The sequence below is a fragment of the Aminobacter aganoensis genome, from assembly GCF_014206975.1.
Lineage (GTDB): Bacteria > Pseudomonadota > Alphaproteobacteria > Rhizobiales > Rhizobiaceae > Aminobacter > Aminobacter aganoensis.
Genome location: NZ_JACHOU010000001.1, coordinates 607696 through 631995, shown reverse-complemented (window position 1 = coordinate 631995; position 24300 = coordinate 607696). Strand labels below are relative to the sequence as shown.

General features: G+C 64.6%; 20 protein-coding genes and 1 riboswitch. Of the genes, 15 read left to right on the top strand and 5 right to left on the bottom strand.

What is annotated here, in order from left to right:
- Nucleotide 1 precedes the first annotated feature (1 nt).
- The 5 genes from cobG to GGR00_RS03055 form a co-directional block, all read right to left on the bottom strand.
- Complete coding sequence (gene cobG, locus GGR00_RS03075) at nucleotides 2-1543, bottom strand: precorrin-3B synthase (protein WP_184697793.1); 1542 nt, start codon at nucleotides 1541-1543, stop codon at nucleotides 2-4.
- Nucleotides 1540-5166 carry a cobaltochelatase subunit CobN gene (locus GGR00_RS03070; protein WP_184697790.1) on the bottom strand — a complete coding sequence of 1209 codons (3627 nt, stop codon included), beginning with the start codon at nucleotides 5164-5166 and terminating at the stop codon, nucleotides 1540-1542. The genes cobG and GGR00_RS03070 overlap by 4 nt, the downstream gene beginning before the upstream one ends.
- 165 nt (nucleotides 5167-5331) lie before the next feature.
- On the bottom strand, nucleotides 5332-6369 hold the full coding sequence (cobW, locus tag GGR00_RS03065; protein WP_055969407.1) for a cobalamin biosynthesis protein CobW: 1038 nt from the start codon (nucleotides 6367-6369) through the stop codon (nucleotides 5332-5334).
- On the bottom strand, nucleotides 6366-6803 hold the full coding sequence (locus GGR00_RS03060) for a DUF1636 family protein (RefSeq protein WP_210314938.1): 438 nt from the start codon (nucleotides 6801-6803) through the stop codon (nucleotides 6366-6368). Before GGR00_RS03060 ends, cobW begins: the two co-directional genes overlap by 4 nt.
- A gap of 37 nt (nucleotides 6804-6840) precedes the next feature.
- Nucleotides 6841-7042, bottom strand: a riboswitch (cobalamin riboswitch).
- A complete protein-coding gene (locus GGR00_RS03055) occupies nucleotides 7038-8264 on the bottom strand; it encodes a winged helix-turn-helix domain-containing protein (RefSeq protein WP_184697788.1) in 1227 nt (408 codons plus the stop codon). It overlaps the preceding riboswitch by 5 nt.
- A gap of 343 nt (nucleotides 8265-8607) precedes the next feature.
- Between GGR00_RS03055 and GGR00_RS03050 the strand changes: the two genes are divergently transcribed.
- The 15 genes from GGR00_RS03050 to nuoN all read left to right on the top strand — a co-directional run bounded on the left by GGR00_RS03050 (nucleotide 8608) and on the right by nuoN (nucleotide 24300).
- Nucleotides 8608-8973 (top strand): NADH-quinone oxidoreductase subunit A, encoded by a 366-nt coding sequence (locus GGR00_RS03050; protein WP_055969399.1) that lies wholly within the window; start codon nucleotides 8608-8610, stop codon nucleotides 8971-8973.
- Nucleotides 8964-9545 carry a NuoB/complex I 20 kDa subunit family protein gene (locus GGR00_RS03045; RefSeq protein WP_055969396.1) on the top strand — a complete coding sequence of 194 codons (582 nt, stop codon included), beginning with the start codon at nucleotides 8964-8966 and terminating at the stop codon, nucleotides 9543-9545. Before GGR00_RS03050 ends, GGR00_RS03045 begins: the two co-directional genes overlap by 10 nt.
- A 5-nt stretch (nucleotides 9546-9550) precedes the next feature.
- Complete coding sequence (locus GGR00_RS03040; RefSeq protein ID WP_055969393.1) at nucleotides 9551-10156, top strand: NADH-quinone oxidoreductase subunit C; 606 nt, start codon at nucleotides 9551-9553, stop codon at nucleotides 10154-10156.
- A 9-nt stretch (nucleotides 10157-10165) separates the two neighbouring features.
- Nucleotides 10166-11356: an NADH-quinone oxidoreductase subunit D gene (locus GGR00_RS03035; RefSeq protein ID WP_184697786.1), complete on the top strand. Its 1191-nt coding sequence runs from the start codon at nucleotides 10166-10168 to the stop codon at nucleotides 11354-11356.
- Nucleotides 11357-12463, top strand: coding sequence for an NADH-quinone oxidoreductase subunit NuoE (gene nuoE / locus GGR00_RS03030; RefSeq protein ID WP_184697784.1), 1107 nt, complete (start codon nucleotides 11357-11359; stop codon nucleotides 12461-12463).
- A gap of 11 nt (nucleotides 12464-12474) precedes the next feature.
- Nucleotides 12475-13782: an NADH-quinone oxidoreductase subunit NuoF gene (gene nuoF, locus GGR00_RS03025; RefSeq protein ID WP_055969385.1), complete on the top strand. Its 1308-nt coding sequence runs from the start codon at nucleotides 12475-12477 to the stop codon at nucleotides 13780-13782.
- An 86-nt stretch (nucleotides 13783-13868) separates the two neighbouring features.
- Nucleotides 13869-14579 (top strand): NADH-quinone oxidoreductase subunit E, encoded by a 711-nt coding sequence (locus tag GGR00_RS03020; protein ID WP_246441258.1) that lies wholly within the window; start codon nucleotides 13869-13871, stop codon nucleotides 14577-14579.
- A gap of 78 nt (nucleotides 14580-14657) precedes the next feature.
- The gene (gene nuoG, locus GGR00_RS03015; RefSeq protein WP_055969379.1) at nucleotides 14658-16739 is read left to right on the top strand and encodes an NADH-quinone oxidoreductase subunit NuoG; all 2082 of its coding nucleotides are present in this window, start codon (nucleotides 14658-14660) and stop codon (nucleotides 16737-16739) included.
- Nucleotides 16740-16747: 8 nt separating this feature from the next.
- Complete coding sequence (gene nuoH / locus GGR00_RS03010; protein ID WP_055969376.1) at nucleotides 16748-17791, top strand: NADH-quinone oxidoreductase subunit NuoH; 1044 nt, start codon at nucleotides 16748-16750, stop codon at nucleotides 17789-17791.
- Nucleotides 17791-18282, top strand: a complete 492-nt coding sequence (gene nuoI, locus GGR00_RS03005; protein WP_055970601.1) for an NADH-quinone oxidoreductase subunit NuoI — start codon at nucleotides 17791-17793, stop codon at nucleotides 18280-18282. The genes nuoH and nuoI overlap by 1 nt, the downstream gene beginning before the upstream one ends.
- A gap of 128 nt (nucleotides 18283-18410) precedes the next feature.
- Nucleotides 18411-19031, top strand: coding sequence for an NADH-quinone oxidoreductase subunit J (locus tag GGR00_RS03000; protein ID WP_055969371.1), 621 nt, complete (start codon nucleotides 18411-18413; stop codon nucleotides 19029-19031).
- A 2-nt stretch (nucleotides 19032-19033) separates the two neighbouring features.
- On the top strand, nucleotides 19034-19342 hold the full coding sequence (nuoK, locus tag GGR00_RS02995; protein ID WP_055969368.1) for an NADH-quinone oxidoreductase subunit NuoK: 309 nt from the start codon (nucleotides 19034-19036) through the stop codon (nucleotides 19340-19342).
- Nucleotides 19343-19352: 10 nt separating this feature from the next.
- Complete coding sequence (gene nuoL, locus GGR00_RS02990; RefSeq protein ID WP_184698080.1) at nucleotides 19353-21341, top strand: NADH-quinone oxidoreductase subunit L; 1989 nt, start codon at nucleotides 19353-19355, stop codon at nucleotides 21339-21341.
- Nucleotides 21341-22846, top strand: a complete 1506-nt coding sequence (locus tag GGR00_RS02985; protein ID WP_055969362.1) for an NADH-quinone oxidoreductase subunit M — start codon at nucleotides 21341-21343, stop codon at nucleotides 22844-22846. Before nuoL ends, GGR00_RS02985 begins: the two co-directional genes overlap by 1 nt.
- Nucleotides 22847-22863: 17 nt before the next feature.
- Nucleotides 22864-24300 (top strand): NADH-quinone oxidoreductase subunit NuoN, encoded by a 1437-nt coding sequence (gene nuoN, locus GGR00_RS02980; protein WP_055969359.1) that lies wholly within the window; start codon nucleotides 22864-22866, stop codon nucleotides 24298-24300.

The following is a 24300-nucleotide window of genomic DNA, read 5'->3' as shown; positions in this document are numbered from 1 at the left end:
TTCATTCCTGTGCCAGTGCTTGCGCGAGGCGCTTTGCGCCCAGCCTTGCGAGGCAAGCGGCGGCATTTTCGTCCGGCTTGCGCTCCTGGGCGAGCAATTTCATGAGGCGGCCCATGCCGCGCGCGGCTTCATATCCTGCGGTGTAGGATGCCGGAAGGCCCTTTGCCGTTCCGCCGACGACAAATGCCGCACCTTTTTCGTCACCGACGATGGTGAGCGCGGCAGGCCCCGGATGGGCGCAGCCCTTGGCGCAGCCGGAGACGTGGAGCGAAAGCGTTGGGTCGAGGTCATCGCCGATTTTGGTTGCGATATTCGAGGCGACGTCACGCGCGGCGATTATGCCCGATGCGCAAGCCGGCGCGCCGGGGCAGGCGGCGATGCGGATGCGCGGGTCGGCGGGCGAGGTGACGAATCGGAGGGATTGGGCGGTGGAGGTTAGGGTGGCGGCGGCGGTGCGGTCGAGGCCCATGACGAGCAGGGTTCGGCCGGGTGCTGGGCGGATGCCGGTGGCGCCGGCGGCTTTCGCTGCCTGGCTGAATTTGGTCAGGGTTGGGGCGTCGACGCTGCCGAAGGGTAGCGCGATGCCGAGGGCGATTCGGGCGCCGGTTAGCGGGAAGATTCCGATGGGAGATGAATCGGTTGCGGCGGAGTGCTCATGATTTGAATCAGCTGCTTTTGGCGATGGCTGATCGTTTAGGTCGCGATCCTTCCCACCCCCCTCTGTCCTGCCGGACATCTCCCCCGCAAGGGGGGAGATCAGGCTGCCATCGCCGTCTCCGCCCATCCGCAGCGCTTTAAGATGAGCGCTACCAGCGGAGCTGCCAATCTCCCCCCTTGCGGGGGAGATGTCCGGCAGGACAGAGGGGGGTGCGAAGGAACGAGAGGCTTCAAATCCTGCTATGGCGGCGCGCAAGGCCTCCGGTTTGAGGTCACGGGCGCGGCCTTGCCGACCCAGCGCCGCAATTGCGTGAAGCATGTCGAGCGTGGCGCGGCAGGCGGCATCCGCATCGAACTCGCCGACCAAACGCGTCGAGGTCTCATCGCCAGCCACCGACAGGCGCCAGCGTTCTGCATCCGCTGCGACAAGCCTGACATCGCCCATGATGGCGCCGAGCCTGATCTGGCCACATCCATCAACGACAACGGACACTTTTGGCCCGAGCCGCGAAGCGAGGCCGGCAGCCTCAATGCCTGTGCGGATCGCTGCGGCGAGAGGCGCGGGATCAACGACTTCCTCGGGATCGATGCCAGCGAGCGGGCTCGTGTCGACGGGCACACCGCTGCGCACCGCGATGCCCAGCGTGTCGACTTCTTCGGCCAGCAAACAGGCACTCTCCTCCGTCAGCCCTCTGATCTGGATGCTGCCGCGTGCAGTGACCTCGACGATGCCGTTGCCATGTCTAGCTGCGGATTCGCAGAGTCCGATCAAGGTGTTGGGCGTAAGTTCTCCGACGAGCGGATTGATCCGCACGAGCAGGCCGTCGCCGGTCTGCATCGGGGCTGATAGCGCCGGACAGGCACCGCGACGGGAAAAGCCTGTCATGCCGCCACCTCACGCGCTTCAGCCTCGGCGATGAGGGCGACGAGATCGTCGTCGATGGAATTGCGCAGCGGGTGCCACAGACCACGCCGGCGGGCAGTGGCGAAACGCTCGGCGATGAACTTTGCCGCTGCCGGGTTCTCGCGCAGCATGAAGTCGCGGACGGCTTCGTCACCGACATAGGCGTCGTGGACGGCCTCGATCAGCGCGCCCGGAATGGCGTTGGTGGTTTCGGCGAAGCCGATCAGCCGGTCGACGGTCTCGGCGAATTCGGAGGCGCCGCGCGGGCCGTGGCGCATCTGGCCGGCGATGAAGCGGGCGTTGGTGGCGCGTGCCCTGACGACGCGGCCGACGGCCTCGGTGACCGAACGCGGGCGCGGCTTTTGCGGGTCCGATGTGTCGAGCACGATGACGTCGGCGTTCTTGCCGAGTGCTGCCACCGCCGCCGAAAAGCCGCCGATGAAGGCGACGTCGGCGGAGCCTTCGAGGATGTCGCGGCCGGGGTCGTCGCCGGTGTGGACGAGAAGGTCAGCCTCGGCGATGCGGCCGGCGAATGCGCCGGGCGCGGAAAAGCCTTCGCCGTCGCTGCCGCCATAGGCGTGGGAGGCGGCGTCGAGATAGGCGCGGCCGAGCTCTTCGCGGGCCTGCCAGTCGCCGCTGGACAAAAGGTCTTCGAGGCCAGCGCCATAGGTGCCGGGGGAGGAGCCGAAAATGCGCGGCTCGACCTTGCCTGCGGCGCGGGTGCTGGCGGCGAGCGGGTTGTCATGGTCGTCCTCGTCGCGGGTGGCAACAGCACGGGCAGCGGCATCGACCAGCGCGATCTGGGTCGGGAACATGTCGCGGAACAGGCCGGAGATGCGCCAGGTGACGTCGACGCGCGGGCGGCCGAGCGCTGCCGGCGGCAGCACCTCGATGCCGGTGACGCGGCCGGTCGCGGCATCCCATTGCGGCCGGCAGCCCATTAGCGCCAGGCCCTGCGCGATTTCCTCGCCGCCGGTGCGCAGCGACGCGCTGCCCCAAAGATCGATGACCAGCGCGCGCGGCCATTCGCCGTGGCTCTGCAGGTAGCTGCGCATGATCTCGTCGGAGGCCATCTTGCCGAGGTCGAAAGCGGTCGGCGTCGGCATTGTGCGCGGATCCGAGGTGAACAGGTTGCGCCCGGTGGGCAACACGTCGGTGCGACCGCGGGCAGGGGCGCCCGAGGGACCGGCATTGACGTGGCGGCCGTCGAGTGCGGCGATCAGGTTTTTCCGCTCGGCCTCGGCGCTGGCGCGGCGCGCTGGGTCCGGCTCGTTCTCTTCGGCGCGGCCATAGACGTGCAGGCCGTCCTTGATGGCGAAATCCTTGAGGTCGCAGAGCCAGGAATCGATGCGGCGCAGCGCTTCGTCGGGCGCGTCGGTGTTGGCGACGCCGGCCTCGGCGGCAAGGCCGGTCTGCGACGCCGTCTCGACGATCAGCTTCGCGAGCCGGTCGCGGCGGCGGCGGTCGAGGCCGTCGGCCTGGGCGTATTCGTCGACCAGCCGCTCGAGCTTGTGCTGGTTTTCATCCAGCCCGGCGCTGGCGAGCGGCGGCGGCAGGTGGCCAAGCGTCACGGCCGCGATGCGGCGCTTGGCCTGGGCTGCCTCGCCGGGATTGGAGACGATGAAGGGATAGACCACCGGCAGCGAGCCGGTGACGATCTCGGGGAAGCAGTTTTGGCTCAGCGCCACCGCCTTGCCGGGCAGCCATTCGAGCGTGCCATGGGCGCCGACATGGACGATGGCATGGATGCCGAGCGACTTCTGCAGCCAGAAGCCGAAGGCGAGCAAGGCATGGCGGGGCGGCAGCGTCGGGTCGTGGTAATCGGCGCGGCGATCGGCAGAGCGGCCACGGTCGGGGGCGAGGGCTACGGTGACATTGCCGAAGGTTGCAGCGCGGAAGGGGAAATGGCGTTGCTCCTCGCAAAGGTTGAGCTGCCCCTCACCCTTACCCTCTCCCCGTAAGGTCGGGGAGAGGGGGGCGTAAGCGTTGAGGCTGTCTTCGTTGGCGCTGGCGTTGCGGCGGACTTCCATCTCCCCGTCCTGACGGGGAGATGGTCCGGCAGAGGATGAGGGGCGGCGCGAAAGCGCAATTACAGCTTCCTGCGCTGCTTCTCCCCACGCCGCCTCAACCGCATTTCTTGCATCTGTGGGCAGATCGGCGGAAAGCGCGAGATAGTCATTCAGCGCCAGCCCATGCCCACCTGCCTCGATCAGGTCGAGCAGTGCGCGCGGTGATTCCGGAATCCCTTCAACCGCATAGCCCGCGTCCTTCAGGTCGTGCAGCATTGCGAGCACGCTGTTCGGAACGTCGAGGCCGACGGCATAACCCGTCCGGCCAGGGGCGCTGGGGTAGTCGGGGATGAGGATCACGAGCTTGCGGTTTTCGGGCCGCGTCTCGCGCAGCCTGAGATGCGCGGCGATGCGGCGGGCGACCTGGTCGACGCGGTCGGGTTCGGGCCGGTTGGCAAAGGCGCGGAAGCCGAGCGCGGGGTCGACCTCGCTCTCGGCCTTGAAGGAGATGGCACCGGCGAGGATGCGGCCGTCGAGCTCGGGCATCACCACATGCATGGCAAGGTCGGCGGGCGCGAGGCCACGCGGGCTGCCTTCCCACGCTTCGCGGCGGGTGGTGGCGACGATGACCTGAAACACCGGCACGCCGGCGCGGTCGAACAGCGTTTCCGCGCCGGGCTCGGCGCCTGCTGCGAAAGCGGTGGCGGTGACGATGGCTGCCGGAGCAAGTTGCGTCAGCGCGGCCTCGATGAAGGCGAGGGAGGCCTTGTCCTTGAGGCTGGAGACGAAGATCGGGACGGGGCGGAGGCCTTGGGTCCTGAGTGCTTCGACCAGCGCGTCGATGGGGGCGACGTCTGCGGCGAGCAGCATTGAACGGTAGAAGAGGATGGGGATGACGTTTCCTTCTCCCCGTTCACGGGGAGAAGGTGCCCCGAAGGGGCGGTTGAGGGGCTGCGCAAGGCTGCCAGAGGTCGGTGCTTGCCCCTCATCCCCCTGCCGGGACCTTCTCCCCGTGAACGGGGAGAAGGGGGCTTCAATCACGCCCCGCTCCGGATCATAAAACCCCGCTTTCGGCACCGCCACAGGTGCTACGATGATGCTCTTGTCACCTGCCAGCCCAGCCAGCCGCGCGACCAGCGCCTTCATGTTCTCCGGGCCGCCCTCGCGGAAGTAACCGAGCAGGGCATCGAGTTCGGCGCGTGGTAGCGTCGATGCTTCGATCAGCCTGAGATCCTCGTCATGGCTTTCGCCGGGCAGCAGCGCCAGCGCGATGCCTCTTTCGCGAGCCACCGCAGCAAGCTGGTCGCAGCCGTAGCGCCACCAGTCGTGACCACCGAGGATACGGACGAGGATGACCCTGGCGTGGGCAGCCACGCTGTCGATCCACAGGTCGACCGACATCGGGTGCCGGAGGTCGCGCAGGCTGGCGAGCCGCATCGACGGCAGGTTTGCTGCACCCGCCTTCCAGGCGTTGGCGAGGCCTGCCAGATCGCTGTCGGTGAAGGACAGCGCCACCACATCCGCAGGCTTCTGCCCGAGGTCCACAGGCTCGATGAGGTCGTCGAGCGAGGCGGAGGTGGTGGTGAGGATGTGCATCAGCTCGCCTCGCTTGAGGTCGCGCGAAATGTCCCCCTCATCCAGCCCTTCGGGCGACCTTCTCCCCGGCAGGGAGATGAGGCACGCGCTGACGTCGGCGATCTCCGCTCCAGTTTGGAGAGAGGTCGACCGAGCGCAGCGGAGGTCGGGTGAGGGGACATCGTTTTAGCCGACCAGGATACGCTCGATGGCCGGGCGGTCGAGGCCCTTGAGGCCAATGACGACGAGGCGCGAGCGGCGGTCGTCCTCGGCGGTCCAGGCGCGGTCATAGTAGTGGTTGACGCGCGGGCCGACGGCCTGGACGAGCAGGCGCATCGGCTTGCCGCCGACGTCGACAAAGCCCTTCACGCGCAGCACGTTTTCTTCCTCGGCGGCCGTGGCGACGCGCTTGGCCAGTTCGTCGGGGTTGGCGATCGAGGGAATCTCGATGACGAAGGTGTCGAAATCGTCGTGCTCGTGGTCGAAGGCGCCGTCGTGGTGGGTCTTGCGGTTCTCGATGTCGTCCTCGACGGCGAGGCCGAGGCCGAGCAGCACCGATGGGTCGACCTTGCCATGCGCCGACGGCACGATCTTGACCGCGCGGGCGAGGTGCTCGCTGACGATGGCGCTGGCGCGGGCATGGCCGGCGTCGTCGAGAAGGTCGGACTTGGACAGGATGATGAGGTCGGCGCAGGCAACCTGGTCCTCGAACACCTCCTCGACAGGGTCGTCGTGATCGAGCGAATCATCGGCCTGGCGTTGGGCGGCCAGCGCTTCCATGTCGGAGGCGACCTTGCCTTCGGCGAGAGCCGGGCCATCGACCACGGCGATGACCCCGTCGACGGTGACGCGGCTCTTCACCGTCGGCCACTGGAAGGCCTGGACCAAGGGTTTCGGCAGCGCCAGACCCGAAGTCTCGATCAGGATGTGGTCGACTTTTGGGGTGCGCGCGAGAATCTGGTCGAGGGCCGGGACAAAATCATCGGCGACGGTGCAGCAGATGCAGCCATTGGCCAGTTCGACGATGTTTTCCTCCGGGCAGGCGTCGATGCCGCAGCCCTTCAGAATTTCGCCGTCGATGCCGACATCGCCGAACTCGTTGACGATGATGGCGAGGCGCTTGCCCTTGGAGTTTTCGAGGATGTTGCGCAGCAGGGTGGTCTTGCCGGCGCCGAGAAAGCCGGTGACGACGGTGCAGGGAACGCGTTCGACGGAGGCGGTCATTTGTCTTCCTTGATGAGAGCAAGCGGAGGGATGCGCGCGACGAGGCCGCGCTTGAGGCTGTCGGGACGGCCGCGCCAGGGGATCAGGCCGTCGGTGGAGGTGCTGAACAGTTGTGCGCCGGTGACGAGGTCTTCGCCGGAGGAAACGTTGAGATCGCCGAACACGTAGCTCCATGCGCCGTCTCGGAGCAGGGCGGCACTCAGGCGGCGCTTGCAATTGCCGAGGCATTCGACGGTGCGGACGGTGACGCCTTGGCCGACTGCTGCCCGACGGGCGGATTCGGCAAGTCTTTCTCCGGCGCGGGGATGGGCGTCCGAACCGGTTTCGTCACGGCAGGAGGAGCACACGAGGATGGTCACGTCGCAGGCGCGCACGCCTGCTGCATCGCCGGATGCGTCAGAAGTACCGACCGGAAGGTTGTCGTCGAAGTCCAAATCCAGGCTCCCTGCCCGGGGCACCCGCCAGGCGATCGGATCAATGTCTGCGACGGCAGGTCTCCTGGCTTGCGGATCGTCGCCTTCGCCCGCCTTCCCGGGAAATCCCAGTGGTCTTCGGGTCTGGCTCTTCGCTCACAGTTGCGGGGACAGCCGCGGTTTTGGCGCATATGCGCCGCACCGCATTCCCTCTTAGCCCCCGCCGTTGCGGGCGAAGGACCGTCTGTGGGCGATTTAGGCTTTCGCGTGGGGTGGAGTCAACGCAATGGAGCGACCAACAATGTCGCTCAGCGCCGGGCCGAGGTCGCCGGCGGGGGTGACCTCGATGCGTTCGAGGCCGAGCCAGTCGCGCATCTGCTTGAGTTCTTCAAAGAGCTGGGCTGCTGTTTCCGGGGGCGCGCAGGGCTCGGCATAGGCGGCATGGACGCGCAGCACGCCGGCCGGGCGGTCGGCTTTGAGGTCGATGCGGGCGACGATGCGTTCGCCAAGCAGGAAGGGCAGGACGTAGTAGCCGTACTGGCGCTTGTCCGCTGGCGTGTAGATCTCGATGCGGTAGCGGAAGTCGAACAATTGCTCGGCGCGGGTGCGCTCGAACACCAGCGGGTCGAAGGGCGCGAGCAGGGCGCGTGCTTGCACTTTTCGAGGGATGCGGGCCTCGGCATGCAGATAGGCCTGCCTGTTCCAGCCTTCGACGCGCACGGGAATCAGTTCGCCCATCTCGACCAGCTCTTCGAGCCGGCCCTTCATGTCGTCCGGCGACAGGCGGAAATAGTCGCGCAGGCAGGTGCCGGTCGCGACGCCATGGGCCTGAGCGGAGATTCGCAACAGTTCGCGATGGGCATCTTCGGCCCGCAGAGCAGGGCTGTTGTAGATGTCAGCCGGCAGCACGCGCTCGGGCAAGTCGTAGAGACGCTCGAAGCCGCGGCGGGAATGGGTGGTGATGCGGCCGGCCCAGAACAGCCATTCGAAGGCGCGTTTCTCAAGGCTCCAGCCCCACCAGCCGCCCGAACCCTTGGCGCCCTCGATGTCCGAGGCGGCGATCGGGCCGCGGTCGACCACCTGGCGATAGATCCCTTCTATGTAAGGAGCCTGCTCGCGGCCGAACTTCGCCAGCCCCGAATACATCTCGGTGTCCGCCCGCTCCATGCGCCAGCGCAGCAGCGGAAAGGTCTCCAGCGGCAGCAGCGAGGCTTCATGCGCCCAGTATTCGAAGAGCATGCGCTTTTTCGGCTGCATGGCGTCGTCGAGCAGCGCCATGGGGTAGGGGCCGAGGCGCGAATAGAGCGGCATGTAGTGGGCGCGCACGACGGCGCTGACCGAGTCGATCTGCAGCAGGCCGGTGCGGCCGAGCACGCGCTGCAGGTGACGTCGAGTGACCGCGCCGGACGGGCGCGGATCGGCGAAGCCCTGGGCCGCGAGTGCGATGCGGCGGGCGGTGGGAAGCGAGAGTTTTTCCTTCATTGCGGCAAGCTATCGCAGTCTCCGGATGAGTGACGCAAGGGCACCAGAATCGGCCTTTGCTGCAAATGCTAGCAGGAGTGCGGTTCCAGGCTTGTCAGGAATATAAAGTTGAGTAAAAGACGAAGGAAATCAAACAGGAGCCACACGCGCAGGATTTTGGTCCAGCGGTGGGGTTTGCCCCGTTTTGGACAAGGTTGGGCTTGCTTCGCCCGACCGGCTGCGCTAACCGTCGCCGCATTGCAGCACGACCGTTTCGTCAGGGCCGGCGAGAATTCGTCGCGCTTCCGGAAACGGACCCCGTGCTGTAAATCTGGGTGGATAGGCCACCAACGGAATTCGCAGCATGAACGCTCTCCTGAGTTCGTATCTGCCCATCGTCATCTTCATCGGTGTGGCGCTACTCGTCGGCATCGCCCTTATCGTGGCGCCCTTCCTTGTCGCCTACCGAAATCCGGATCCGGAGAAGCTTTCTGCCTACGAGTGCGGCTTCAACTCGTTCGACGATGCCCGCATGAAGTTCGACATTCGCTTCTACCTGGTCTCCATCCTGTTCATCATCTTCGATCTCGAAGTGGCGTTCCTGTTCCCGTGGGCAGTGTCCTTCGGCGAGATCGGAATGCTCGGCTTCTGGTCGATGATGATCTTCCTGGCCGTGCTGACCATCGGCTTTATCTACGAGTGGAAAAAGGGAGCGCTGGAATGGGATTGAACGACGCCTCCGGCACCCTGATCGCGCCGAAGCCGAAAGGCATCATCGATCCCAACACCGGCAAGCTCATCGGTTCCGACGACGCCTTTTTCGGCGAGCTGAACAGCGAGCTTTCGGACAAGGGCTTCATCGTCACCTCGTCCGAGGCGCTGATCACCTGGGCGCGCACCGGCTCGCTGATGTGGATGACCTTCGGCCTGGCCTGCTGCGCCGTCGAGATGATGCACATCTCGATGCCGCGTTATGACGCCGAACGCTTCGGCATCGCGCCGCGCGCTTCTCCGCGCCAGTCGGACGTGATGATCGTTGCCGGCACGCTGACCAACAAGATGGCGCCTGCGCTGCGCAAGGTCTACGACCAGATGCCGGAGCCGCGCTACGTCATCTCGATGGGCTCGTGCGCCAATGGCGGCGGCTACTACCATTATTCCTATTCGGTGGTGCGCGGCTGCGATCGCGTCGTGCCCGTCGACATCTACGTGCCCGGCTGCCCTCCGACCGCCGAAGCACTTCTCTACGGCATCCTTCTTCTCCAGAAGAAGATCCGCCGCACCGGCACGATCGAGCGGTGATCCAGATGAGTGAAGCCTTGAACGACCTTGCCGCCTACATTGCGGAAAAGCTCGATGCGGACATCGAAGAAAGCGTTGTCGCCTATGGCGAACTGACGCTGACGGTGAAGGCAGCCGACATCGTCGACGTGATGACCTTCTTGCGCTCGGACGTGCAGTGCCAGTTCGTCTCATTCATCGATGCCGCCGGTGTCGACTATCCGCAGCGCCGCAAGCGTTTCGACGTCGTCTATCACCTGATGTCGCCGCGCCAGAATCTGCGCATCCGCGTCAAGGTCAGCACGGACGAAGACACGCCGGTGCCGTCGATCACGTCGGTATTTCCCGGCGCCGACTGGTTCGAGCGCGAAGCCTACGACATGTACGGCATCCTGTTTTCCGGCCATCCCGACCTGCGCCGCCTGCTGACCGACTACGGTTTCGAGGGCCATCCGTTGCGCAAGGACTTCCCGCTCACCGGTTTCGTCGAGGTTCGCTACGACGACGAGCAGAAGCGCGTCGTTTACGAGCCGGTCGAGCTCAAGCAGGAATTCCGCAATTTCGACTTTTTGTCTCCCTGGGAAGGCACCGAATACGTGCTGCCGGGCGACGAAAAAGCCAAGACGAATTGAGGCGGCGACATGGCTGAAACCTCCGTCCGCAACTTCAACATCAACTTCGGTCCGCAGCACCCGGCAGCGCACGGCGTGCTGCGCCTGGTGCTCGAGCTCGACGGCGAAGTCGTCGATCGCGTCGATCCGCATATCGGCCTTTTGCACCGCGGCACCGAAAAGCTGATCGAGCAGAAGACCTACCTGCAGGCCGTGCCCTATTTCGACCGGCTCGACTATGTCGCGCCGATGAACCAGGAGCACGCTTTTGCTCTCGCGGTCGAGCGCCTGCTCGGCATCGAGGTGCCGAAGCGCGGCCAGATCATCCGCGTGCTGTTTTCCGAGATCGGCCGCATCCTGTCGCATCTGCTCAACGTCACGACGCAGGCGATGGACGTCGGCGCGCTGACCCCGCCGCTGTGGGGCTTCGAAGAGCGCGAAAAGCTGATGGTGTTTTATGAGCGGGCCTGCGGCGCGCGCATGCACGCAGCCTACTTCCGTCCGGGCGGCGTCCATCAGGACCTGCCGCAGAAGCTGGTCGAAGACATCGGCAAATGGATCGATCCGTTCCTGCAGACGGTGAAGAACCTCGACGACCTGCTGACCCCCAACCGCATCTTCAAGCAGCGCAACGTCGACATCGGCGTGGTGTCGCTCGACGACGCCTGGGCCTGGGGCTTCTCGGGCGTGATGGTGCGCGGTTCGGGCGCTGCCTGGGACCTGCGCAAGAGCCAGCCCTACGAGTGCTACTCGGAGATGGATTTCGACATTCCGATCGGCAAGAACGGCGACTGCTACGACCGCTACCTCATCCGCATGGAAGAGATGCGCCAGTCGGCGAGCATCATGCGCCAGTGCGTCGATCTGCTGCTCGGCAAGGAAAGCACCGGCCCGGTGTCCAACATGGACGGCAAGGTGGTTCCGCCGAAGCGCCAGGCGATGAAGCGGTCGATGGAATCGCTGATCCATCACTTCAAGCTCTACACCGAAGGCTACCGCGTGCCCGCCGGCGAAGTCTATGCGGCCGTCGAAGCGCCGAAGGGCGAGTTCGGCGTGTTCCTTGTCTCCGACGGCACCAACAAACCATACCGCTGCAAGCTGCGCGCACCGGGTTTCGCCCATCTCCAGGCGATGGATTTCCTGTGCCGCGGCCACATGCTCGCGGATATCTCGGCCGTTCTCGGCTCCCTCGACATCGTGTTTGGTGAGGTCGACCGCTAAATGTCAGTCCGCCGTCTCGCAGAAGCCAGCGTCCAGCCAGCGTCCTTCGCCTTCAACAAGGCATTCACGGCGCAGGCCAAGACCTGGATCAAGAAGTACCCCAAGGGCCGCGAACAGTCGGCCGTCATCCCGCTGCTCATGCTTGCGCAGGAGCAGGACGGCTGGGTGACGAAGGCTGCCATCGAGCATGTCGCCGATATGCTCGGCATGCCCTATATCCGCGCCCTCGAAGTCGCGACCTTCTACACGCAGTTCCAGCTCAAGCCTGTGGGCACGCGCGCCCATATCCAGGTGTGCGGCACCACGCCCTGCATGCTGCGCGGCTCGGAAGAACTGATGGATGTCTGCCGCTCGAAGATCCATCACGACCAGTTCCACACCAACGAGGCGGGCACGCTGTCGTGGGAAGAGGTCGAGTGCCTCGGCGCCTGCGTGAACGCACCGATGGTCATGATCTTCAAGGACACCTATGAGGACCTGACGCCCGAGCGCCTGGGCGAGATCATCGACCAGTTCGAAGCCGGCAAGGGCGAGCAGGTCAAGACCGGCCCGCAGACCGGCCGCGTGTACTCCGCGCCGCTGACCGGGTTCACGTCGCTCAAGGAAGAGAAGGGCGTTCTCAAGACGACCCGCGACAAGGAAGCCAAGGCTGCTTCCAAGGCCGCCAAGGCAGCCGTGGTGGAGGCGACCGTTCCGCCGTCGAACGCAGCCAAGCCGAAGACCGACGCGATCGAGACCAGCCCGGCGGTGAAGACCCCGTCGAAGGTCAAGGCAGCACCGGCCGCCGAGAAGGCAGCAAGCGTCGCTGCGCCGAAGCCTTCGCTCGAAGACAAGAACCGCCCGGTCGGCATCGCCCGTCCGGTTGCCGTCGACGATCTCAAGCTGATTTCGGGCGTCGGCCCGAAGATCGAGGGCACCCTGCACGAGCTCGGTATCTTCACGTTTGCCCAGGTGGCTTCGTGGAAGAAGGCTGAGCGCGAATGGGTCGACGGCTATCTGAATTTCAAGGGTCGCATCGAACGTGACGACTGGGTCAAGCAGGCCAAGGCGCTCGCCAAGGGTGGTGTGGCCGAATACATCCGCGTCTTCGGCAAGAAGCCGGTCTGAGGAGCGTAATCATGCTTGAAGACAAGGACCGCATCTTTACCAACATCTACGGCCGCTTCGACCAGTCGCTGGCCGGGGCGATGGCGCGTGGCCATTGGGACGGCACCGCCGGCCTGATCGAAAAGGGCCGCGAGTGGATCATCAACGAGATGAAGGCTTCGGGCCTTCGCGGCCGCGGCGGCGCCGGCTTCCCGACCGGTCTGAAGTGGTCGTTCATGCCCAAGAGCAACCCCGATGGTCGCCCGTCCTATCTCGTCGTCAACGCCGACGAATCCGAGCCGGGCACCTGCAAGGACCGCGACATCCTGCGCCATGACCCGCATACGCTGGTCGAAGGCTGCCTGCTTGCCGGTTTCGCCATGGGTGCGGTGGCCGCCTACATCTACGTGCGCGGCGAGTTCATCCGCGAGCGCGAAGCGCTGCAGCGCGCCATCGACGAGGCCTATGAGGCCAAGCTGATCGGCAAGAACAACAAGAACGGCTACGATTTCGACATCTACGTCCATCACGGCGCCGGCGCCTATATCTGCGGCGAAGAAACCGCCCTGCTGGAAAGCCTCGAGGGCAAGAAGGGCCAGCCGCGCCTCAAGCCGCCGTTCCCGGCCAATGTCGGCCTCTATGGCTGCCCGACGACGGTCAACAACGTCGAGTCGATCGCCGTTGCGCCGACCATCCTGCGCCGTGGCGCTGCCTGGTTCTCCGGCATCGGCCGTCCGAACAATGTCGGCACCAAGCTGTTCATGCTGGTCGGCCACGTCAACACGCCCTGCACCGTCGAAGAGGCCATGGGCATCACCTTCCGCGAGCTGGTGGAAAAGCATGGCGGCGGCATTCGCGGCGGCTGGGACAATCTGTTGGCGGTGATCCCCGGCGGCGCGTCCTGCCCGGTGGTCAAGGCCGAGGACATCATCGACTGCCCGATGGATTTCGACGGCCTGCGCGAGCGCAAGTCGTCGTTCGGAACGGCTGCCGTGATCGTCATGGACAAGTCGACCGACATCGTGAAGGCGATCGCGCGCCTCAGCTACTTCTTCAAGCACGAGAGCTGCGGCCAGTGCACGCCGTGCCGCGAAGGCACCGGCTGGATGTGGCGCGTGATGGAGCGCCTGGTGCGCGGCGAAGCGCACAAGCGCGAGATCGACATGCTGCTCGACGTCACCAAGCAGGTGGAAGGCCACACGATCTGCGCGCTGGGCGATGCGGCCGCATGGCCGATCCAGGGCCTGATCCGCAACTTCCGCCCCGAGATCGAGCGGCGCATCGACGAGTTTTCGCGCAATTCGCACCGCGCCGAGCCGGTGCTGGTGGCGGCGGAGTAAGGGTTAAGTCAGAAAGTGCGGGCCAAAGGTCCGAAACAGGAAACGACGAGGCAGAGGCGAACGGCGAAGGCGACAAGGAGCTATCAATGTCGACATTTCCCATTCCCGAAAGTGCAGTGCCTGAGATGGAACGTTTGGAGCAGATGAACAGGGACTTCGTGGCGATGCTGCCCAAGGAGTTTGGCGGTACGGCGAACCTCATGGTGCACCCCGCCGCTGGAATCGCTGCTGCTTCCGCACTGAGTGTCGGCCTCGCCAGTCACGCCATGGGCGTCTGGATCGGGGCCGTGACCGGTGCGTCAGAGGCGGCGCAGCGCCTGTTTTCGCCAGACTTCGGCGATTTCACCGGTGCGACGCAAGCCAAGCCGGTGCGCGAGACGACTGCGAAGAGGGATGCGGCCTCGACCGCGTCGCTGATCGCCGAGGTGAAGACGCTGGCGCGCAAGCTGGAGAAGGCCGAGGCGAAGCCGGCGGTTGTCGCTGCGACCGATCCGATGGGTGTCGAGGCTGCCGGGGTCGAAGCAGCGCCGGCGGGCATCCAGCCCGAGGATTTCAGGCAGCCGGCTTCGATCGAACGGCCGGAAGCGGCTGACGATCTGAAGGCTATCTCCGGCATCGGGCCGAAGCTGGAGCAGGTGCTGAACGGTCTCGGCATCTGGACCTATGGCCAGATCGCCGGCTGGACGCCGGAAGAAGTGGCCTGGGCCGACGACTATCTCGGCTTCAAGGGCCGGATCGGCCGGGACGACTGGATCGGGCAGGCGGTGACGCTTGCCGGCGGCAACTCAGCCGCGTGAATTGTGGATTTCGGGGCGCAGCGCAAGCCGCGCCCCTTGCAGGACGGAATGCGGGTTAGCCGCGGGATTTGAGGCGCTATGGCAAAGCTTAAGGTCGACGGGAAAGAGATTTCGGTACCCGACCACTATACGCTGCTGCAGGCGGCGGAAGAGGCGGGCGCGGAAGTGCCGCGCTTCTGCTTCCATGAGCGGCTGTCGATTGCCGGCAACTGCCGCATGTGCCTTGTCGAGGTGAAGGGCGGCCCGCCCAAGCCGGCGGCATCCTGCGCCATGGGCGTGCGCGACCTGCGCCCGGGTCCGAACGGCGAGACGCCGGAAATCTTCACCAACACGCCGATGGTCAAGAAGGCCCGCGAAGGCGTGATGGAGTTCCTGCTCATCAACCATCCGCTTGACTGCCCGATCTGCGACCAGGGCGGCGAATGCGACCTGCAGGACCAGGCGATGGCTTTCGGCCTCGACGGCTCGCGCTACAACGAAAACAAGCGCGCGGTCGAAGACAAGTACATCGGCCCGCTGGTCAAGACGATCATGACGCGCTGCATCCACTGCACGCGCTGCGTCCGCTTCACGACCGAAGTGGCCGGCATTTCCGAGCTCGGCCTGATCGGCCGCGGCGAGGACGCCGAGATCACCACCTATCTCGAGCAGGCGATGACCTCCGAGCTGCAGGGCAACGTCATCGACCTGTGCCCGGTCGGCGCGTTGACCTCGAAGCCCTATGCCTTCCAGGCGCGTCCGTGGGAGCTGACCAAGACCGAATCCATCGACGTGATGGATGCCGTCGGTTCGGCCATCCGCGTCGACACGCGTGGCCGCGAAGTGATGCGCATCATGCCGCGCATCAACGAGCAGGTGAACGAGGAGTGGATCTCCGACAAGACCCGTTTCATTTGGGACGGCCTGCGCACGCAGCGTCTCGACCGGCCCTACGTCCGCAAGGGCGGCAAGCTGGCGCCCGCGACTTGGCCGGAAGCCTTTGCCGCGATCAAGGATGCCGTTTCCAAGGCGTCGCCTGAACGCATCGGCGCCATCGCCGGCGATCTCGCGACCACCGAGGAAATGTATGCGCTGAAGCAGCTGATCGCGTCGCTCGGCTCGAAGAACATCGACTGCCGCCAGGATGGTGCAGCACTCGATCCGTCGCTGGGCCGCGCCAGCTACATCTTCAACCCGACCATCGAAGGCATCGAGCAGGCCGACGCCATCCTGATCATCGGCGCCAACCCGCGCTTCGAGGCTTCGGTGCTGAACGCCCGCATCCGCAAGCATTGGCGTGCAGCCAATGTGCCGGTTGCCGTCATCGGCGAGGTCGGCGACACCCGCTATGACTACGAGCAACTGGGCTCGGGTCCGGACACGCTCAAGGATCTGGCCGAAGGCAACGGCAAGTTCTTCTCGGTCCTCAAGAAGGCTTCGCATCCGCTGATCATCGTCGGTCAGGGCGCGATCGCGCGGACCGATGGTGCGGCCGTGCTCGGCCAGGCGGCCAAGCTTGCCGGCGCCGTCAAGGCGAGCCGTCCGGACTGGAACGGCTTTGCCGTGCTCCACACCGCGGCCGCCCGCGTCGGCGGCCTGGATGTCGGCTTCGTGCCGGGCGAGGGCGGCAAGAACGTTGCCGGCATGCTCGGCGACAGCGACGTGCTGTTCCTGCTCGGCGCCGACGAGCTCGACCTCAGCAAGACCGGCGACGCCTTCGTGGTCTATGTCGGCACGCATGGCGATGCCGGCGCACACCGCGCCAATGTCATCCTGCCGGGTGCTGCCTACACCGAGAAGTCGGGCACCTATGTGAACACCGAGGGCCGCGTCCAGGTGACCGGCCGCGCCGGCTTCGCGCCGGGCGAGGCCAAGGAAGACTGGGCGATCCTGCGGGCGCTGTCCGACGTGCTCGGTCACAAGCTGCCCTTCGATTCGCTGCAGCAGCTGCGCGCCAGGCTTTATGCGGAGTTCCCGCATCTGGCGCGCATCGACGAGATCGATGCCGGCGACAATGACGACATCGCCAAGGTCGCCAAGCTCGGCGGCCGCCTGAACAAGGCAGCCTTCACCTCGGTAGTGAAGGACTTTTACCTCACCAACCCGATCGCGCGCGCGTCGGCGGTGATGGCCGAGTGTTCGGCACTGGCCAAAAACGGCTTCAAGCAGGCGGCGGAGTAAGGGCTGTCATGGATACCTTTTTCTCCTTCTACGTCCTGCCGGCGTTGATCATTCTCCTGAAGTCGGTCGTCCTGATCGTCGTTCTGCTGATCTTCGTCGCCTACATCCTCTACGCCGACCGCAAGATCTGGGCGGCTGTACAGCTGCGCCGCGGTCCGAACGTCGTCGGTCCCTGGGGCCTGCTCCAGGCCTTCGCCGATCTTTTGAAGTTCGTCTTCAAGGAGCCGGTGATCCCGTCAGGCTCCAACAAGGGCGTGTTCCTGCTCGCTCCCGTCGTCTCGGCGGTGCTGGCGATCTCGGCATGGGCGGTGATTCCGGTCAGTGAAGGCTGGGCTATCGCCAACGTCAATGTCGGCATCCTCTATGTCTTCGCCATCTCTTCGCTCGAGGTCTATGGCGTGATCATGGGCGGCTGGGCCTCGAACTCGAAGTATCCGTTCCTCGGCGCGCTGCGTTCGGCTGCCCAGATGGTGTCCTATGAAGTCTCGATCGGCTTCGTCATCGTCTGCGTGCTGCTCACCGTCGGCTCGCTGAACCTGACCGACATCGTGCTGTCGCAGGGCGACGGCATCGGCACGCGGCTTGGCCTGCCGAACACGTTCCTCGACTGGAACTGGCTGGTGCTGTTCCCGATGTTCGTGATCTTCTTCATCTCCGCGCTGGCCGAGACCAACCGCCCGCCCTTCGACCTGGTCGAGGCCGAGTCGGAACTCGTCGCCGGTCACATGATCGAATACTCGTCGACGCCGTTCCTGCTGTTCTTCCTCGGCGAGTATGTCGCGATCGTTTTGATGTGCGCGCTGACGACGATCCTGTTCCTCGGCGGATGGCTGCCGCCATTCGACTTCGCACCCTTCACCTGGGTTCCAGGCGTGATCTGGTTCGTTCTCAAGGTCTGCATGGTGTTCTTTATGTTCGCCATGGTGAAGTCCTTTGTGCCGCGCTACCGCTACGACCAGCTGATGCGCCTGGGCTGGAAGGTGTTCCTGCCGATCTCGCTGGCGATGGTCGTCATCACCGCCGCCGTCCTCAAGCTTTCGGGAGCCGCATGATGTCTGCGCTAGCCCAAGCCGCCAAATCGCTGCTGCTGCAGGACTTCGTCGGTGCGTTCTTCCTGTCCATGCGCCAGTTCTTCGCGCCCAAGGCGACGCTGAACTATCCGCATGAAAAGGGTCCGGTCAGCCCGCGCTTCCGTGGCGAGCATGCCCTGCGCCGCTATCCCAACGGCGAAGAGCGCTGCATCGCCTGCAAGCTGTGCGAGGCGATCTGTCCGGCGCAGGCCATCACCATCGAGGCCGGCCCACGCCGCAACGACGGCACCCGCCGCACGGTGCGCTACGACATCGACATGGTGAAGTGCATCTATTGCGGCTTCTGCCAGGAAGCATGCCCGGTCGACGCCATCGTCGAGGGGCCGAATTTCGAATTCGCGACGGAAACGCGCGAGGAGCTTTACTACGACAAGGACAAGCTGCTTGCGAATGGCGACCGGTGGGAGCGCGAGATCGCGCGCAACATCGCTATGGATTCGCCCTATCGCTGAGGCTTGAACAATGGACGGGCCAAGTCGGCTCGTCTAAGGAACGCGCGACCTGCACCGGAGGCGGAGCAAGGACGTGAACAGGGCAGGGCGCAGGCGCGCTCGGCCCGAAAGGAAAACCGGGGGAACCCATGCTCAACGGACTTGAAGCGGTATTTTTCTACCTCTTCGCCTTCATCGCGGTGGCGTCGGCCTTCATGGTCATCTCGGCGCGCAACCCGGTTCACTCGGTGCTCTACCTGATCCTGACGTTCTTCAACGCCGCGGGCCTGTTCCTTTTGACCGGCGCCGAGTTCCTGGCGATGATCCTGCTCGTCGTTTATGTCGGCGCGGTGGCGGTGCTGTTCCTGTTCGTGGTCATGATGCTCGACGTCGACTTCGCCGAGCTCAAGTCGGGCGCGCTGCAATATGCGCCGATCGGGGCGCTTGTCGGCCTGATCCTGGCTGCCGAGCTGATCGTGGTGACCGGCGGCTATGCCTTCGCGCCGAAGCTCGCGACAGCGGTTGCGCAGCCGACGCCCGATATCGCCACGCGCCACAACACGGCTGCGCTCGGGGACATCCTCTATACGAACTACATCTACTTCTTCCAGATCGCCGGCCTCGTGCTTTTGGTCGCCATGATTGGCGCCATCGTGCTGACGCTGCGCCACAAGCCAAACGTCAAGCGCCAGAGCATTCCGGCTCAGGTCGCCCGCACGCCGGCCACCGCGATCGAGGTCAAGAAGGTCGAGACGGGCAAGGGAATCTGATCATGGTTGTCGGTATCGGGCACTATCTCACCCTCTCGGCGGTCCTGTTCACGCTCGGCGTGTTCGGCATTTTCCTGAACCGCAAGAACGTCATCGTCATCCTGATGTCGGTCGAGCTGATCCTGCTCGCGGTCAACATCAACTTCGTGGCGTTCTCGGCCCAGCTCGGCGACCTGGTCGGGCAGGTGTTTGCGCTCTTCGTACTCACCGTCGCTGCCGCCGAAGCAGCGATCGGTCTGGCAATCCTTGTCGTCTTCTTCCGCAACCGCGGCTCCATCGCGGTCGAAGACGTGAACATGATGAAGGGCTGATCGGCCAATGATGTACCACTTCATCGTCTTCCTTCCGCTTCTTGGCTTCCTGATCGCCGGCCTGTTCGGCCGCTCGATCGGCGCCAAGGCGTCCGAATACATCACCTCCGGCCTGCTGGTCGTGTCGGCTGCCCTGTCCTGGGTTGCCTTCATCACCGTCGGTCTCGGCGATGTCGAAGTGTTCACCGTTCCGGTGCTGCGCTTCATCGATTCCGGCGGCCTGCAGGCCAACTGGGCACTGCGCATCGACACGCTGACCACGGTCATGCTGGTCGTGGTCAATACGGTGTCGGCGCTCGTCCATATCTACTCGATCGGCTACATGCATCACGATCCGCATCGGCCGCGCTTCTTCGCCTATCTGTCGCTGTTCACCTTCGCCATGCTGATGCTGGTGACCTCGGACAACCTCGTCCAGATGTTCTTCGGCTGGGAAGGCGTGGGCCTGGCGTCGTACCTGCTGATCGGCTTCTGGTACAAGAAACCGTCGGCAAATGCCGCCGCCATCAAGGCGTTCGTGGTCAATCGCGTCGGCGATTTCGGCTTCCTGCTCGGCATCTTCGGCTTGTTCGTCCTGTTCGGTTCGGTCGAATTCAGCACGATCTTTGCGGGCGCCGCTTCTTATCTGCCGGCCGAAGGGGCGGCAGCGAGCAGCGAAACCGTGCTCACCTTCCTCGGCTATGCGCTCGACAAGCAGGGTGCGTTGACCATCGTCTGCCTGCTGCTGTTCATGGGTGCCATGGGCAAGTCGGCGCAGGTGCCGCTGCACACCTGGCTGCCTGACGCCATGGAAGGCCCCACGCCTGTGTCGGCGCTGATCCACGCGGCGACCATGGTGACCGCTGGCGTGTTCATGCTGGCCCGCATGTCGCCGGTGTTCGAGCTGTCGCATTCGGCGCTGACGGTCGTCACCTTCATCGGCGCCTTCACCGCCTTCTTTGCCGCGACCGTCGGCCTGGTGCAGAACGACATCAAGCGCGTCATCGCCTATTCGACCTGCTCGCAGCTCGGCTACATGTTCGTGGCGCTGGGCATGGGCTTTTACTCGGCGGCCATCTTCCACCTGTTCACGCACGCCTTCTTCAAGGCGCTGCTGTTCCTGGGCTCCGGCTCGGTGATCCATGCCGTCTCCGACGAGCAGGACATGCGCAAGATGGGCGGCCTCCGCAAGCTGATCCCGACGACCTACTGGATGATGGTCATCGGCACGCTGGCGCTGACCGGCGTCGGCATCCCGGCGACGATCATCGGCACGGCCGGCTTCTTCTCCAAGGACGCCATCATCGAGGGCGCATTCGTCGGCCACAATGCGGTCGCCGGCCTGGCCTTCGCGGCGCTGGTGATCGCCGCCTGCTTCACCAGCTTCTATTCCTGGCGCCTGATCTTCATGACCTTCCACGGCAAGCCGCGTGCCACCGCCGACGTCATGCACCATGTGCATGAATCGCCGCCGGTGATGCTGGTGCCGCTGTTCATCCTGGCCGTCGGCGCGCTGTTCGCAGGCGTCGTGTTCCACGACCAGTTCATCGGCGAGGGCTACAACGAATTCTGGAAGGGCGCGCTGTTCACGCTCGAGACCAACCATATCCTGCACGACTTCCATGGTGTGCCGATGTGGGTGAAGCTCGCGCCGTTCGTCGCGATGATCGCCGGCTTCCTGATGGCCTACCTGTTCTATATCCGCTCGCCGGAGATGCCGAAGGTACTGGCGGAACGCCATCGCGGGCTCTACGCCTTCCTGCTCAACAAGTGGTACTTCGACGAGCTGTACGACTTCCTGTTCGTGCGCCCAGCCAAGTGGCTCGGCCGCTTCCTGTGGAAGAAGGGTGACGGCTGGCTGATCGACGGGTTCGGTGCCGACGGCATCTCGGCCCGCGTCGTCGACGTCACCAACCGTGTCGTCAAGCTGCAGACCGGTTACCTCTATCACTACGCCTTCGCCATGCTGATCGGCGTGGCGGCCCTCGTTACCTGGATGATGCTCGGGAGCTCCTTCTGATGTCTGGCGTTCCCATTCTGTCGCTGGTCACCTTCCTGCCGCTGGTCGGTGCGTTCCTGATCCTGCTGATCAGGGACGATGGTGATGCCGCGCGCCGCAATATCCGCAACGTCGCGCTGCTGACCACGGTTTTCACCTTCGCGGTGTCGCTGCTGATCTGGATCTATTTCGACAACAACGAGGCTGGCTTCCAGTTCGTCGAAAAGTTCGCCTGGCTCGATTCCGGCATCTCGTACCACATGGGCGTGGACGGCATTTCGATGCTGTTCGTCATCCTCACGACCTTCCTGATGCCGCTCTGCATCCTGGCCAGCTGGGATTCGGTGGAGAAGCGCGTCAAGGAATACATGATCTCGTTCCTGATCCTGGAAACGCTGATGATCGGCGTGTTCTGCGCGCTCGACATCGTGCTGTTCTACGTCTTCTTCGAAGCCGTGCTGATCCCGATGTTCATCATCATCGGCGTCTGGGGCGGCAAGCGTCGCGTCTATGCCAGCTTCAAGTTCTTCCTGTTCACGCTGCTCGGCTCGGTGCTGATGCTGCTGGCGGTGATGGCGATGTTCTGGCAGGCCGGCACGACCGACATCCCGACGCTGCTGTCGCATGGCTTCCCGGAGAACATGCAGACCTGGCTGTGGCTTGCCTTCTTCGCCTCGTTTGCGGTGAAGATGCCGATGTGGCCGGTTCACACCTGGTTGCCCGACGCGCACGTCGAGGCGCCGACGGCCGGTTCGGTCATCCTGGCGGGCATCCTGCTGAAGATGGGCGGCTACGGCTTCCTGCGCTTCTCGCTGCCGATGTTCCCGCTGGCCTCCGAGTTCTTCGCCCCGCTGGTCTTCGCGCTGTCGGTCGTCGCCATCATCTACACCTCGCTGGTGGCGCTGATGCAGGAGGACATGAAGAAGCTGATCGCCTATTCGTCGGTGGCCCACATGGGCTACGTCACCATGGGCATCTTCTCGATGAACCAGGAAGGCGTGCAGGGCGCGATCTTCCAGATGCTGAGCCACGGCCTCGTGTCCGGCGCGCTGTTCCTCTGCGTCGGCGTCGTCTACGACCGCATGCACACGCGTGACATCGCGGCCTATGGCGGCCTGGTCAACAACATGCCGAAATATGCGGTGGCGTTCCTGATCTTCACCATGGCCAATGTCGGCCTTCCCGGCACCAGCGGCTTCGTCGGCGAGTTCCTGACGCTGTTCGGCATCTTCAAAGTCAACACCTGGGTGGCACTGCTTGCCGCAACCGGCGTGATCCTGTCGGCTGCCTATGCGCTGTGGCTGTACCGCCGCGTCGTCTTCGGCGCGCTGACCAAGGAAAGCCTGAAGGGCCTGTTCGACCTGTCGGGCCGCGAAAAGGTGGTGCTCTACCCGCTCGTCATCCTGGTCATCTTCTACGGTGTCTACCCGGCACCGGTGTTCGACGCCACGGCGGCTTCCGTGAAGGCGTTGGTCAATAACGTAACCGTATCGATCGACGCCGCGCAGACCGCGGCGGCGAACTGACAGGGGTTTTGCGAACCATGACGCCCGAACTCCTCTCGAGCCTCTCGCTCTCCATGCCGGAGCTGATCATCGCCGTCGGCGCGATGGCGCTGCTGATGATCGGCGTGTTCTCCGGCGAGCGCGCCAACACGACCGTGACCGGACTGGCCGTTGCGCTGCTGATTGCGGCCGGCGCCTGGATGCTGGTGTTCGGCCATGACGGGCAGGGCTATGGCACGGCCTTTATCTCCGACCCGTTCGCGCGCTTCATGAAGCTGCTGACGCTGGTTGGTGCTGTGGTGACGCTCATCATGTCGGTGGGTTTTGCCAAGGCAGAGAAGTTCGACAAGTTCGAATTCCCGGTACTGGCCATGCTGGCGACGCTCGGCATGCTGCTGATGATTTCGGCAAACGACATGCTGGCGCTCTATCTCGGGCTCGAGCTGCAGTCGCTGGCGCTCTACGTCATTGCCGCGATCAACCGCGACAACGTGCGTTCGACCGAGGCGGGCCTGAAGTACTTCGTCCTCGGTGCGCTGTCGTCGGGCATGCTGCTGTACGGTATCAGCCTGGTCTACGGCTACACCGGCCATACCTCGTTCGAGGCGATCGCAGCGGCACTGACCGGCGGCGAGCGCCAGCTCGGACTGGTCTTCGGCCTTGTGTTCGTGCTCGCCGGCCTGTGCTTCAAGATCTCGGCGGTGCCGTTCCACATGTGGACGCCCGACGTTTATGAAGGCGCGCCGACTCCGGTGACGGCATTCTTCGCCGCAGCTCCCAAGATGGCTGCGATGGCGCTGATCGTGCGCGTGACCATGGGTGCGTTCGAGCCGATCGGCCTCGACTGGCAGCAGATCATCGTCTTCGTCTCGATCGCCTCCATGGTTCTGGGCGCCTTCGCGGCAATCGGGCAGAAGAACATCAAGCGCCTGATGGCCTATTCGTCGATCGGTCACATGGGCTACGCGCTTGTCGGCCTCGCCGCCAACAGCGAAGCCGGCGTGCGCGGCGTGGTCATCTACATGCTGATCTACCTGGTGATGACGCTGGGCACCTTCGCCTTCATCCTCGCCATGCGCCGCAAGGACGGCAATGTCGAACAGATTGGCGATCTGGCCGGCCTGTCCTCGACCAATCCGATGATGGCGACGATCCTGACCATCCTGATGTTTTCGCTGGCCGGCATCCCGCCGCTGGCGGGCTTCTGGGGGAAATGGTACGTCTTCCTCGCGGCGATCGACGCCAAGCTCTACGCGCTTGCGGTGATCGGCATGCTGGCTTCGGTGGTGGGTGCCTATTACTACCTGCGCATCATCAAGATCATGTGGTTCGACGAGCCGGTCGGCGGCTTCCAGCCGATGGCGGGCGAGCTTCGCCTCGTGCTTGGCCTGTCCGGCATCTTCGTGCTGTTCTACGTTCTGATCGGCGGCCCTGTCGGGCAGATGGCTGGCGCTGCTGCCAAGACCTTCTTCTGA